Origin of the sequence: Nonomuraea corallina, assembly GCF_027620315.1 — a bacterium.
Classification (GTDB): domain Bacteria; phylum Actinomycetota; class Actinomycetes; order Streptosporangiales; family Streptosporangiaceae; genus Nonomuraea; species Nonomuraea corallina.
This window is the reverse complement of sequence record NZ_JAPNNL010000017.1, coordinates 1-12,831: the sequence shown is the minus strand read 5'-3', so window position 1 is coordinate 12,831 and position 12,831 is coordinate 1. Positions and strand designations below refer to the sequence as shown.

11 protein-coding genes and 1 pseudogene are annotated in these 12,831 nt (G+C 66.8%); 8 read left to right on the top strand and 4 right to left on the bottom strand.

Translation table 11 applies throughout. The features are described 5' to 3' along the window. Window positions 1-15 precede the first annotated feature (15 nt). Genes nuoL through OUY22_RS06900 form a run of 4 tightly spaced genes read left to right on the top strand, consistent with a single transcriptional unit; the run spans window position 16 to window position 6,015 of the window. Window positions 16-1,866: an NADH-quinone oxidoreductase subunit L gene (gene nuoL / locus OUY22_RS06915; protein WP_270154003.1), complete on the top strand. Its 1,851-nt coding sequence runs from the start codon at window positions 16-18 to the stop codon at window positions 1,864-1,866. Then, window positions 1,866-3,431 carry an NADH-quinone oxidoreductase subunit M gene (locus OUY22_RS06910; protein ID WP_270153948.1) on the top strand — a complete coding sequence of 522 codons (1,566 nt, stop codon included), beginning with the start codon at window positions 1,866-1,868 and terminating at the stop codon, window positions 3,429-3,431. Before nuoL ends, OUY22_RS06910 begins: the two co-directional genes overlap by 1 nt. Before the next feature lie 14 nt (window positions 3,432-3,445). Continuing rightward, window positions 3,446-5,014 carry an NADH-quinone oxidoreductase subunit NuoN gene (nuoN, locus tag OUY22_RS06905; RefSeq protein ID WP_270154002.1) on the top strand — a complete coding sequence of 523 codons (1,569 nt, stop codon included), beginning with the start codon at window positions 3,446-3,448 and terminating at the stop codon, window positions 5,012-5,014. Between the two features lie 11 nt (window positions 5,015-5,025). Beyond that, complete coding sequence (locus OUY22_RS06900; RefSeq protein WP_270153947.1) at window positions 5,026-6,015, top strand: polyprenyl synthetase family protein; 990 nt, start codon at window positions 5,026-5,028, stop codon at window positions 6,013-6,015. Here the strand turns inward: OUY22_RS06900 and rarD are convergent. Then, window positions 5,983-6,870 (bottom strand): EamA family transporter RarD, encoded by an 888-nt coding sequence (gene rarD / locus OUY22_RS06895; RefSeq protein ID WP_408638117.1) that lies wholly within the window; start codon window positions 6,868-6,870, stop codon window positions 5,983-5,985. The two genes, OUY22_RS06900 and rarD, sit on opposite strands and share 33 nt — an antisense overlap. Before the next feature lie 157 nt (window positions 6,871-7,027). Here rarD and msrA point away from each other — a divergent pair, with 157 nt between their 5' ends. Continuing rightward, window positions 7,028-7,678, top strand: coding sequence for a peptide-methionine (S)-S-oxide reductase MsrA (gene msrA, locus OUY22_RS06890; RefSeq protein ID WP_270153945.1), 651 nt, complete (start codon window positions 7,028-7,030; stop codon window positions 7,676-7,678). Between the two features lie 95 nt (window positions 7,679-7,773). Here msrA and OUY22_RS06885 read toward each other — a convergent pair. Next, a pseudogene (locus OUY22_RS06885) lies at window positions 7,774-7,947 on the bottom strand (IS256 family transposase); the annotation flags it as partial. Window positions 7,948-8,093: 146 nt separating this feature from the next. Here OUY22_RS06885 and OUY22_RS06880 point away from each other — a divergent pair. Continuing rightward, a complete protein-coding gene (locus OUY22_RS06880) occupies window positions 8,094-9,320 on the top strand; it encodes an IS256 family transposase (protein ID WP_270154001.1) in 1,227 nt (408 codons plus the stop codon). A gap of 235 nt (window positions 9,321-9,555) precedes the next feature. Here the strand turns inward: OUY22_RS06880 and OUY22_RS06875 are convergent, their stop codons facing one another. Next, a complete protein-coding gene (locus tag OUY22_RS06875; protein ID WP_270153944.1) occupies window positions 9,556-9,876 on the bottom strand; it encodes a hypothetical protein in 321 nt (106 codons plus the stop codon). Window positions 9,877-9,990: 114 nt separating this feature from the next. On the opposite strand from OUY22_RS06875, the gene OUY22_RS06870 reads away from it, so the two are divergent. Then, window positions 9,991-10,596: a helix-turn-helix domain-containing protein gene (locus tag OUY22_RS06870; RefSeq protein WP_270153943.1), complete on the top strand. Its 606-nt coding sequence runs from the start codon at window positions 9,991-9,993 to the stop codon at window positions 10,594-10,596. A 155-nt stretch (window positions 10,597-10,751) separates the two neighbouring features. Continuing rightward, window positions 10,752-11,705: a Fic family protein gene (locus tag OUY22_RS06865; protein WP_270153942.1), complete on the top strand. Its 954-nt coding sequence runs from the start codon at window positions 10,752-10,754 to the stop codon at window positions 11,703-11,705. 338 nt (window positions 11,706-12,043) lie between these two features. On the opposite strand, the gene OUY22_RS06855 is transcribed toward OUY22_RS06865, so the two are convergent. Next, window positions 12,044-12,831, bottom strand: a 788-nt coding sequence (locus tag OUY22_RS06855) for a PD-(D/E)XK nuclease domain-containing protein (RefSeq protein ID WP_270153941.1), incomplete at its 5' end; no start/stop codon positions are given.

The following is a 12,831-nucleotide window of genomic DNA, read 5'->3' as shown; positions in this document are numbered from 1 at the left end:
GGTGGCGTGATCGGAATGTCCTGGCTGATGATCGCCTTCCCGCTGCTGGGGGCGACCATCCTGCTGGTGTTCAACCGCTACACCAACCGGTGGGGCCATCTGCTGGGCGTGGCCATGTCCCTCGCCTCGTTCGTCGTGGCGGTGCTGGCGTTCGTCCAACTGCTCGGGCTGCCCGAGGCGCAGCGCCGCCAGGCGGTGCACCTGTGGGAGTTCATCCCGGGCATGGTGGACATGGGGTTGCTCGTCGACCCCCTGTCGATCGCGTTCGCGCTGCTGATCACCGGTGTCGGATCGCTGATCCACATCTACTCGATCGGCTACATGGCGCACGACCCCGACCGGCGCAGGTTCTTCGCCTACCTGAACCTGTTCGTCGCGGCCATGCTCCTGCTGGTCCTGGCCGACAACTACCTCGCCCTGTTCATCGGCTGGGAGGGCGTCGGTCTCGCCTCCTACCTGCTGATCGGGTTCTGGCAGTTCAAGCCGTCGGCGGCGGTCGCGGCCAAGAAGGCGTTCGTGGTCAACCGGGTCGGCGACTTCGGCCTGCTGGTCGGCATGTTCCTGATCTGGACCACGTTCGGCACGCTCGCCTTCGCCGAGCTGAAGCCCATCACCTCGGAGAACCCGACCACGCTGGCCATCGGCCTGCTCCTGCTGCTCGGCGCGTGCGGCAAGTCCGCCCAGCTCCCGCTGCAGTCCTGGCTCCTGGACGCCATGGAGGGCCCGACCCCGGTCTCGGCCCTGATCCACGCGGCGACCATGGTCACCGCCGGCGTCTACCTGGTGGTCCGCTCCGGCGCGTTCTTCTTCCCCGAGGGGTCGGGCGCCGCGCTCGCCGTCGCCATCGTCGGCGCGGCCACGCTGCTCGCCGGTGCGATCATCGGTTGCGCCAAGGACGACATCAAGAAGGGCCTCGCCGGCTCCACGATGTCGCAGATCGGCTACATGATGCTGGGCGCGGGCCTCGGCCCGGTGGGCTACGCCTTCGCCATCGGCCACCTGATCACGCACGGCTTCTTCAAGGCCGACATGTTCCTCGGCGCCGGCTCGGTCATGCACGCCATGAACGACGAGGTGAACATGCGCAAGTACGGCGGGCTCCGCAAGTACATGCCGATCACCTTCGCCACGTTCTTCATCGGCTACCTGGCGATCATCGGGTTCCCGCTGCTGTCCGGTTACTTCACCAAGGACGGCATCATCGAGTCGGCGATCCACGCCGAGCCGGTCCTCGGCTGGCTGGCCGTGCTCGGCGCGGGCCTCACCGGCTTCTACATGTCGCGGATGGTCTTCATGACCTTCTTCGGCGAGAAGCGCTGGGACAAGGAGGCCCACCCGCACGAGTCGCCGGCCGTCATGACGGTGCCGCTGATCGTGCTGTCGATCGGGTCGATCTTCCTGGGCGGCTACCTGGTGCTGAGCAACACGCTCCTGCTGTGGCTGGCCCCGGCCGTCGGCCGTCCCGCGGAGCTGCCGGGCTTCCACCCCTTCAGCGTCCCCGGCCTCTCCACGCTGGCGCTGGTCGCGGTCGGCGCGGCGTTCGCCTGGTTCAAGTACGGGCGCGCCGAGGTGCCCGCCGTGCAGCCGCGCGGCTCGTTCCTCACCACGTTCGCCCGGCGCGACCTGTACGGTGACGCCCTCAACGAGTCGCTGATCATGCGGCCCGGCCAGTGGCTGACCCGTCTCGCGGTGTACTTCGACAACCGCGGCATCGACGGCGTGGTCAACGGGCTGGCGGCGGGCATCGGCGGCAGCTCCGGGCGCCTGCGCAGGCTCCAGACGGGCTTCGCCAGAACCTACGCGCTGTCCATCCTGTTCGGCGCCGCCATCCTGACCGGCGCCCTGCTCCTCGTTGGGAACATCTGATGTCGTCACTCTGGCTCCCAATACTCATGGCGGTGCCCGTGCTGGGCGCCGTCGTGGTGGCCCTGCTCCCGAAGGGCGGCACCACCCTGGCCAAGCAGGTCACGCTGCTGGTCTCCCTGGTGGTGCTGGCCCTGACGCTGGTGATGGCGTTCCAGTTCCCGAACGCCGCCGGTGACCGCTTCAAGTTCGAGGCCACGTACGACTGGATCCCGAGCTTCGGGGTGCACTTCGGCGTCGGCGTCGACGGCATCGCGCTGGTGCTGATCGCGCTGTCGGCGGTGCTGGTGCCGATCGTGGTGCTGGCCTCCTGGCACGACGCCGACGGGGTCAAGGCCGCCGACGGCACCGTGATCGCGCCCAAGCGGTCGGTGAAGACGTACTTCTCGCTGCTGCTCGTGCTGGAAGCGATGATGATCGGCGTCTTCGCGGCGACCGACGTCTTCCTGTTCTACGTCTTCTTCGAAGCCATGCTGATCCCGATGTACTTCATGATCGGGTCGTACGGCGGCGCGCAGCGGTCCTACGCGGCCGTCAAGTTCCTGCTGTACTCGCTCTTCGGCGGCCTGCTCATGCTGGTCGCGGTCATCGGGCTGTACGTGGTCGCGGGCAAGGGGACGTTCATGTTCCCCGAGCTCGTCGGGGCCATCCAGGACCCGGCCACGCAGAAGTGGCTGTTCGCCGGGTTCTTCATCGCCTTCGCCATCAAGGCGCCGCTCTGGCCGGTGCACACCTGGCTGCCCGACGCCGCCGCGCAGGCGCCCGCCGGGGCCGCCGTGCTGCTCGTCGGCGTGCTCGACAAGGTGGGCACGTTCGGCATGCTCCGCTTCTGCCTGGAGCTGTTCCCGGACGCGGCCAAGGCGTTCACCACGCCGATCATCGTGCTCGCGGTCATCAGCATCATCTACGGCGCGATCGTGGCCATCGGGCAGACCGACATGAAGCGGCTCATCGCCTACACGTCGATCTCCCACTTCGGCTTCATCGTCATGGGCGTGTTCGCCATGTCGCAGGTCGCCCAGGCCGGGGCGGCTCTCTACATGGTCAACCACGGCTTCGCGACCGGCGCGCTGTTCCTGGCCGCCGGGTTCCTCATCGCCAGGCGCGGCTCGCCGCACATCGCCGACTACGGCGGCGTCCAGAAGGTCACGCCGGTGCTCGCCGGCTTCTTCCTGGTCGCCGGTCTGGCCGGGCTCTCGCTGCCGGGGCTGTCGTCGTTCGTCAGCGAGTTCATGGTGATGATCGGCACGTACTCCAGCGACGCGTTCGGCTCCGGCGCGCTGGCCGCGGCGGCGATCGTCTCCGCGCTGGCCGTCATCCTGGCCGCCGTCTACATCCTGTGGATGGTGCAGCGGGCGATGAACGGCCCGACCGCCGAGCCGGTCAAGGCGTTCAAGGACCTGAACGCCCGCGAGGTGTGGGTCCTGGCCCCGCTCGTCGCGCTGATCATCGGCTTCGGGTTCTTCCCCAAGCCGCTGCTTGACGTGATCAACCCGGCCGTCACCTCCACCCTGACGAACGTCCAAGTGGACATCCCGGGCGTCGCTGAGAAGGGAGCCGGGCAGTGAACCCGACCATCGAGATGCCGACGATCGAGTACGCGACCCTGGCGCCGCTGCTGCTGGTGTTCGGCGCGGCGATCATCGGCGTGCTCGTGGAGGCGTTCGCGCCTCGCTACCTGCGCCGCTCCTTCCAGGTGCCGCTCACGCTGCTGTCCCTGATCGGCGCGTTCGCGCTGGTCATCGTGCAGGTCGTCAGGGGCGACGTGGAGACCGGGCCGGTCGCCATGGGCGCGCTCGCCGTCGACGGGCCCGCGCTGTTCATCTGGGGCGTCATCCTCGTCCTGTCCGCCGTGTGCGTGCTGCTGATCAACGACGAGGGCCACTTCGTCGCCTCGGCCGCGTCCGTGCCCGGCAGCTCCGACGAGGAGGCGTCCGAGAAGGCGGGGCACGAGCACACCGAGATCTACCCGCTGGTGCTGTTCGCCGTGGGCGGCATGCTCATGTTCCCCGCCGCGAACGACCTGCTGACGATGTTCGTCGGCCTGGAAGTCATGTCGCTGCCGCTCTACCTGCTGTGCGGCCTGGCCCGCCGGCGCCGCTTGCTGTCGCAGGAGGCGTCGATGAAGTACTTCCTGCTCGGCGCGTTCTCCTCGGCGTTCTTCCTGTACGGCGCCGCCATGCTCTACGGCTACGCCGGCACGGTGTCCTTCGCCGGGATCAACCAGGCGCTGGCTCAGGGCTCGCTGCTCGACCCGCTGCTGCTGCTCGGGGCCTCGCTGCTCGGCGTGGGCCTGCTGTTCAAGATCGGCGCGGCGCCGTTCCAGGCCTGGAAGCCGGACGTCTACCAGGGCGCGCCCACGCCGATCACCGCCCTCATGGCCTCCGGCACGCTGGTGGCGGCCGTGGGCGCGCTGCTGCGGGTGTTCTGGGTCGGCCTGGGCAACCTCGACTGGGACTGGCGCCCGGTGCTGTGGGTCGTCGCCGCGCTGACGATGATCGTCGGCGCCGTGATCGCCATCACGCAGACCGACATCAAGCGCATGCTGGCCTACTCCTCCATCGCGCACGCCGGCTTCCTGCTGGTGGGCGTGCTGGCGACGTACGACACCGGGGCGGGCAACGTCGTCTCGCTGCAGGCGATCCTGTTCTACCTGCTGGTGTACGGCGTCGCGACCGTGGGCGCGTTCGCCGTCGTCACGCTCGTGCGCGACGCCGGCGGCGAGGCCAACCACCTCTCCCGGTGGGCCGGCCTGGGCAAGCGGGCCCCGATCCTGTCCGGAGTGTTCGCCTTCTTCCTGCTCGCCTTCGCCGGCATCCCGCTCACCAGCGGGTTCTTCGGCAAGTACGCGCTGTTCACGGCGGCGATCGGCAGCGGCAGGGAGGCCGGCGACGCGCTCGGCGCCTGGATGACCGGACTGGTCGTGGTCGGCGTCATCGCCTCGGCCATCGCGGCGTTCTTCTACGTCCGCGTGATCGTGCTGATGTTCTTCAGCGAGCCGGTGGCGGACGGACCGACGATCGCGGTGCCGAGTACGGGGACCGTGGCCGTCATCGCGCTCTCGCTGCTCGTTACGGTAGGAGTGGGGTTGTTCCCGGAGCCCGTACTCCAGCTCGCCAACACGGCTGCTTCCAGCCTTTTCGTCAGATAAGGGGAAACCATATGTCCGCGCCTCCCGTTGTTGACCTTCCTATCGACGATGAGCGGCTGGCGCAGGACGTGGCCAACGGCCTGGCCGCGGTGGAGAAGCTGCTGCGCTCGTCGGTCGAGAGCGAGGACGCCTTCGTCACGGAGGCGTCCAAGCACCTCATCGAGGCCGGCGGCAAGCGGTTCCGCACCCTGATGGTGCTGCTGGCCGCGCAGTTCGGCGACCCGTCGGCGCCGGGCGTGGTGCCCGGCGCCGTGGTCATCGAGCTGACCCACCTCGGCTCGCTGTACCACGACGACGTCATGGACGAGGCCCGGGTGCGCCGCGGCTCGGCCTCCGCCAACGCCCGGTGGGACAACACCGTGGCCATCCTCACCGGCGACTACCTCTTCGCCCAGGCCTCCGCCCTGCTCGCCGACCTCGGGCCGGAGCTGATCAGGATCCAGGCGCAGACGTTCTCCCGCCTGGTGCGGGGGCAGATCCGCGAGACGATCGGGCCGCGCGCCGACGACGACCCCATCGCCCACCACATCCACGTGCTCGCCGACAAGACCGGCTCGCTGATCGCGGCGGCCGGCCGCTTCGGCGCGCTGCTGTCGGGCGCGACCGGCGACGTCGAGGAACGGCTCAGCCGGGCCTGTGAGGCGATCGGCGTGGCCTGGCAGCTCGGCGACGACCTGCTGGACGTGGCCTCGTCCTCCCGGCAGTCGGGCAAGACCCCCGGCACCGACCTGCGTGAGGGCATCAGGACCCTGCCGGTGCTGTACGTCCTGTCAGGCGACCCGGAGTCGCGGCTGGCGAAGCTGCTCGCGGGGCCGGTCGCGGAGGAGGACCTCGACGAGGCGCTGACCCTGCTGCGCGCCCACCCGGCGATGCTGCGGGCCCGGAGCGACCTGGCCGCCTGGGTCGACCGGGCTAGGGCCGACATCGACGGCCTGCCGGACATCCCGGCCAAGGCGGCGTTCCTGACGCTATGTGACTACGTGGTCGAGCGGTCGGGCTGACCTGCCGACGCGGGCGGCCCGCGCCGCCCGCAAGCTGTCGTACGTGAAGATCGCCAGCGCCAGCCACACGATCGAGAAGCCGATCCACCGGCTCGGCGGCATGGTCTCCTTCGCGACCAGCACGCCGCAGAGGAACTGCAGCACCGGCGCGATGTACTGCAACAGCCCGATCGTGCTGAGCGGGACCCGGATGGCGGAGGCGGTGAAGAAGAGCAGCGGCACCGCCGTGATCACCCCGGCGCCGATCATCAGCGCCACGTGCCAGCCGCCCTGGTGCCCGAACGTCGCCTCGCCGCTGACCTGCAGGAACCCGATGTACGCCAGCGCGGGAGCCAGCAGCACCAGCGTCTCCACCGTCAGGCTCTCGGCCGCGCCCACGTTCGCGTGCTTCTTGATCAGCCCGTACAGGCCGAACGAGAAGGCGAGCGCCAGCGCCAGATACGGCGGCCGGCCGTAGTCGGCCGTCAGCACGATCACGGCCAGCGTGCCGAACCCCACCGCCGTCCACTGCAGCGGCCGCAGCCGCTCGCGCAGCAGCACCACCCCGAACAGCACGCTCACCAGCGGGTTGATGAAGTACCCCAGCGCGCTCTCCACCACGTGACCGGAGTTGACCGCGTAGATGTAGGTCCCCCAGTTGACCGTGATGACCGCGGCGGCCAGGGCCAGCAGGCCGAGCTTGCGCGGCTGCCGCACGATCTCCTTGATCCACGACCAGTGCCTGCGTACGGCCAGCACCAGGATGACAGTGATCAGCGACCAGGCCATCCGGTGGGCCAGGATCTCGACCGCGCCGGCGGGCTTGAGCAGCGGCCAGTAGAGAGGGAACAGACCCCACATCACATACGCGGCCACACCGAAGAGAACACCGCGCCGTAGTTCAGGCATGAAACCCATCTTCGGGCATGACCACCTTTAAACACAAATGCGGGTTTCTTCACGGAAATGTGTAGCGTTTGTTAACGGTTACACCGTCTGTAGAGTGGGACTGCGGAGGTGTGCGATGGGCTGGATGTTCGGAACGAAGACGACCATGGTCACTCCCGAGGAGGCCCTCACCGGCCGCTCGGAGCCGATCCCCGTCCCGCCCCGCCACGCGGTCCTGGACGCCCCCCTCGCGCCGCCCTACCCCGAAGGCTACGAGGTCGCCGACTTCGGCCTCGGCTGCTTCTGGGGCGCCGAGCGCAAGTTCTGGCAGACCCCCGGCGTCTACACCACCGCCGCCGGCTACCAGGGCGGTTACACGCCCAACCCGACGTACGAAGAGGTCTGCACCGGGCGCACCGGGCACACCGAGGTGGTCCGCGTCGTCCACAACCCCGCGGAGATCTCGTACGAGCAGCTCCTGAAGGTCTTCTGGGAGGCCCACGACCCCACCCAGGGCATGCGCCAGGGCAACGACGTCGGCACCCAGTACCGCTCGGCGATCTACTACCACACGCCCGAGCAGCGGGCGGCGGCGGAGACATCGCGCGACGCCTACGCGAAGGTCCTGACCCAGGCGGGGTACGGGGAGATCACGACCGAGCTGGCCGAGGCGAAGCCGTTCTACTTTGCTGAGGATTATCACCAGCAGTACCTCCACCGCAACAAAAACGGCTACTGCGGGATTGGAGGGACCGGGGTCGCTTGCCCGGTGGGCGTCGCGCCTGCTGGCGAGTGAAGGCGGCGGTTTTCGACGAGGTCTGTGTGCTCTGGGCGGAGCACATGGGCCTGCCGTTCCCCGGAGCAATCGTCAATACCTGTGGATCAAGATCTTTAGGCGGCGGCCGTAGTCTCCTCGGTAGCCGGTGTCTCTTCGGGGCGTTCGACGAGTTTGCCGCCGAGGAATGTCGCGCCGGCGCGGACCAGGGCGACGAGGTGGGGTGCGTTGACCGCGCGCCAGCGGGCCTGGGCGGACTCGATCAGCTTGAACGCCATCGCAAGTCCGGCGGGGGTCTATACGATCAACGGTGTAACTCCGGAGACGTGAGGGACTGATGTTCCTCCGGAAGGAGACACCCCCGATGAATGAGATGACGATCGAGGAGGCAGCCGAGCCGGCGGCCGGATCGGCACCGGCTGGCGAGGTCGGCGCGTTGGATGTGCAGTTGCTGCGGCGGCTGGCCGATCAAGCGCGTGGCCAGGGTCTGGAGCTGAGCGGTGAGGGCGGGCTGCTGCGGCAGCTGACCAAGATTTTCCTGGAGTCGGCGCTGGAGGGCGAGATGGACGCCCACCTGGGCTATGCCAAGCACGATGCGAGCGGGGACAACTCGGGCAATTCGCGTAACGGTCGGCGGGCCAAGACGGTGATCACCGAGGTCGGGCCGGTCGAGCTCACGGTGCCCCGCGACCGCGATGCCAGCTTCGAGCCGCAGCTGGTCAAGAAGCGGCAGCGGCGCCTGTCCGGGGTCGATGAGATGGTGCTGTCGCTGTCGGCCAAGGGGCTCACCCACGGCGAGATCAGTGCGCACCTGGCCGAGGTATACGGCGCGAACGTGTCGAAGCAGACGATCTCCGCGATCACCGACCGGGTGATGGAGGGCATGACCGAGTGGCAGAACCGGCCGCTGGATGCGGTCTATCCGGTGATCTTCATCGACGCGATCAACGTGAAGATCCGCGACGGGCATGTCGCGAACCGGCCCATCTACGTCGCCCTGGCCGTCACCTGTGAGGGTAAGCGCGACATCCTGGGGCTGTGGACCGGCGACGGCGGCGAGGGCGCCAAGTACTGGCTGCAGGTGCTCACCGAGATCAAGAATCGGGGCGTGGCCGATGCGTGCATGGTCGTCTGCGACGGGCTGAAGGGCCTGCCGGACGCGATCGAGACGGTCTGGCCGCGGGCGCTGACCCAGACGTGTGTGATCCATCTGCTGCGCGGTAGCTTCCGCTACGCCGCCCGCCAGCACTGGGACGCCATCGCCAGGGCGCTCAAGCCGGTCTACACCGCCCCCACCGCCGACGCGGCCGAGGACCGCTTCCTGGAGTTCTGCGAGGCATGGGGCGACAGGTATCCCGCGATCGTCAAGCTGTGGGAGAACAGCTGGGCCGAGTTCGTGCCGTTCCTGCAGTTCGACCCGGAGATCAGACGCGTCGTGTGCAGTACGAATGCCATCGAAAGCGTCAATGCCCGCATCCGCAAGGCCGTCCGCGCGCGCGGACACTTCCCCAACGAGCAGGCCGCCCTCAAATGCGTCTACCTGGCGATCATGAGCCTCGACCCCACCGGCACGGGCCAGAAACGCTGGATCACCCGCTGGAAGCCCGCTCTGAACGCCTTCGAGATCGCCTTCGAAGGCCGCCTGTCCGCCGCCCGCCGATAGAACCATCAGAAATCAGTTACACCGAAGACTGGACAGACCCGCGCAAGAGGTGTCCGTGACCTCTGGAGCCTGATCTCGGCGTGTAGATTGCCGGCCAGTTCCTCCAACGTTTCTCCGCAACGTACATTGGAGAGTCCGCTGATCTTGGGCATGAAGTTGACTCGCATGGCGACCCAGCCTCCAGACATGTCGGTGATCTGCCAGCCGGGGAATCTGTTGAGCACTTGCTGCACGGTCAGGGGCACGGCTGTGCTCCGGCGATCAGTGGCGAGAGCGGATGCGACATGCGCAGTTGCGTGTAGCGGAGGGCGACTCGGCGGGCGGCGCGGGTCGGCTGGGTGAAGGGGTGTCTTGCGTAGATCGGTCGGTGTCTGCGTGGGTTCCAGCCGGTGCGCCACCAGTATGTGCCGTCCGCGCACCAAACGATCAGGCCGACCCAGACCGACACCATGGGCGTGCCGTAGTCGTGATGGACGTCGGCAGTGATTCCCTCCTCCGCAAGGGTGGCGGCCAGTTGTTGTGCGGCGGCCAGGGGGTGAAGCAGCAGTGCGTTCATGTACTGAGCGTTGCTGTCACGAAACCGCAGGTGAACGGCCTAGTGCTGCTGGTGGTACGGCTATTCCCGTTACGAATATCGGTGCGGTCGAGGTCGGCGGCTTAACCTAGCGTTGTGACCCAGATACCGCCGCAGTTCTGGTCCGTGCCAGTTGTGGCCGCCGCTCTCGCCAAGTGCGATCTACCGACCATCCTCGAAGAGGTGCGGCGGGCGAACGGTTGGACGCAGGGCCAGTTGGCTGAGGCGGTCGGCTACTCCCAGAGCTGGGTGTCCAAGGTGTTGCGTGGCCGTCAGCCGCTCACCGTGGACCAGGTCCGGGAGATATCCATCCAGATCGGGGTGCCGCTTCACTTGCTCCGGTTCGGAGCCCGAGGGGATGACGATCCGACGAAGCGCAGAGATTTCGGCAAGGCGGTGGCGTTGACCGCGCTGGCGGGGGTGGCTCTGCCCAAGCGTCCGGATGTGGACGAGACGACGGCCGCCACGCTGACCAGCATCACTGGCGCCCAGCGGCGGTTGGAGGCCGTCACGCCCGCTCGTGAACTCGCCCGGCCCGCTGTGGCGCAGGTCGATCTCGCGAGCCGTGTTCTTGGCCGCGCGTCGCGATCTCCGCATGCGAACTTCCTTATGCGGCGGGAAGAGCTCGGCCTGCGCGCCACCGGCTGGGCCGCGGCACTGCGCAGCCGGCTGCCGCTTCGAGTGCACAACCCGAATGCCTGATCAACGGCAGTCTTGTTCGGTTCACTTATTCTTGCCGATCCGAACAACTACCATCGATTTTGTTCGGTACAGTTAATCTGGCTGAGCCGAACAAGATCTTGGGGGTGCAGGTGTCAGGTCCGGGCAGGCCGTCCAGGGCAACGGTGTATCAGCGCTTGGAGGAGGCCGTTCGAGAACTGCGTGACCGTCTGGGTGGTCTTCCGTCCCCCGCTGAGGCCGAGGACATCTGGTCCGACATCTGGCATCAAGAGGTCCACAACAGCACCGCGATCGAAGGCAACACCCTTGTTCTGCAGGAGGTGGAGAAGCTCCTGGAAGAGGGGCGGGCCGTCGGCGCCAAACCGCTCAGCGATTACATGGAAGTGAAGGGCTACGGCGACGCGGCGAAGTGGGTATATGGGCAGGCGCTGGAGCCGGGAGACTGGCAGAACGGCGAACTCATCACTCTCCAGGAGATCCGGCAGATCCACCACTCAGCCATGTCGCTGGCCTGGGCTGTGGCACCCCACCCGCATGCGACCGCTGCCGAAGAGCCAGGCAATTTCCGCCAGCACGAGATCGCCAAGTTTCCCGGAGGCATGAAGCCGCCGCCGTGGCCGGAGGTCGACCCTCAGATGCGGGACTGGGTGAAGGCTGTCGACGCCCTTCGTGTCGATTCGGATGAGGCGCTTCCTGAACGTTTGGCCCGCCTGCACAACCGGTTCGAACAGATACATCCATTTCTAGATGGCAACGGACGTACCGGCCGGTTGGTGCTCAACTTGATGCTGTGCCGAACGGGGTATCCTCCGGCGATCATCTACAAACGTGACCGCGACAAGTACCTCCAAGCCATGCGTCGAGCCGACGGCGACGAGTTCGGTCCGCTGGGTGAGCTGATCGCCCGTAGCGTGACGACGAATCTGTACCGCTTCGTCATGCCGGCGGTGGCCGGTCCTGTCAAGCTCGTCCCTCTACCCGCACTCGCGACCCCTGGCGTGACCGAGAACGCACTTCGAGTAGCTGCCGCGCGGGGACGGTTGCGTGCGGTCAAAGGGGACGACGGTCTGTGGCGCAGTAGCAAGAAGTGGGTGGATGACTATCTCAAGTCAAGGCATCGCCGGTCGTGACCGTGAGCGGGTGCTTCCCCTCTCGATGGCGTGGGTCTGCGTCTATCGCCCGAACTGCAGCGCTACCACGAGCAGTACCTATTCAAGGTGCCTGACGGCTATTGCGGCATCGGTGGTATCGGAGTCTCCTGTCCGGTGGGTATCGCGCCGGCCGGTGAGTGAACTGTGACGCCATCCAGTGGCGGAGAATTCAGCCGGTTCTCCTGCCAGCGCCTGAACGGCGGCCCTGGGTGAGTAGGCGTCGGCCCGTGGCATGAGCATCCTGCTCTGGGGATGCATTCCAGAGGTTCCGAGCCGTGCGTAGCCACTGGAAGCCGCTCGCAGTGGTGTCTCGGTTTCTACTGGATGATCACAACTCGAACCGGGAACGCAGCTTCTGCGGGGAAGTCTCGTTCGAAGCCGGACGCGTTGATGATGTGCTTCTCCGGATCATATACGAGCGCGAAATATGCATCTGCATGGTCGTGTTTCCTGTAGCGCAGGATGTCCTGCGCAAGCTCATCCCCAAGTCGCCGTGGTCCCAGGTTGCTTCGGGTCATCTTTGTTTCTACGGCGATCCGCTCGTCCTTGAGAAGGAAGTCGAGGCGGGGATGAGCGCCTGCCCTGCTTGGGGCATACTCTTCCGGGCGCACGTCGAGATAGTGCAGACACAGAACAGCGTGCACGACTCTCTGCAGGTCGTACTCGTCGTTGATCGCGATGCCTGGCCGTCCGCGGACGTCCTGGCGTAGAATGGCCAGCGCGGTCGGAAGTCTACGGAAGACGTCTTCGAGGGTATCAAGTGTGGCCAGGACCCCGGGGTGCCCACCGGCGAGGGCCGCGACGTTCCGTAGGATTTGCTTCTGCTCGGACAGGGGTGCAAGAAATGCGCTTTTGGCCGGGTATAACCATTTGGATATCGTGCCCTGTGCGGCCAACTCCGCGAACATGCTATTGAGCTCGATCCCGGCTTGTAGAAAGTGCTTGATCTTGTAGTTCGGAAATCCTCCCTCATATTCCTTGCGGAAAACCTCGATGTGGTCGAGTGGGATTACGGTCAAGGCTTCCGCGTACCAAACTCCGTAATCGTTCGCAAGTTGACGGAGAAGGCCTTCTCGACCCTTTTTGGCTTCGTTCTGTACCTCAC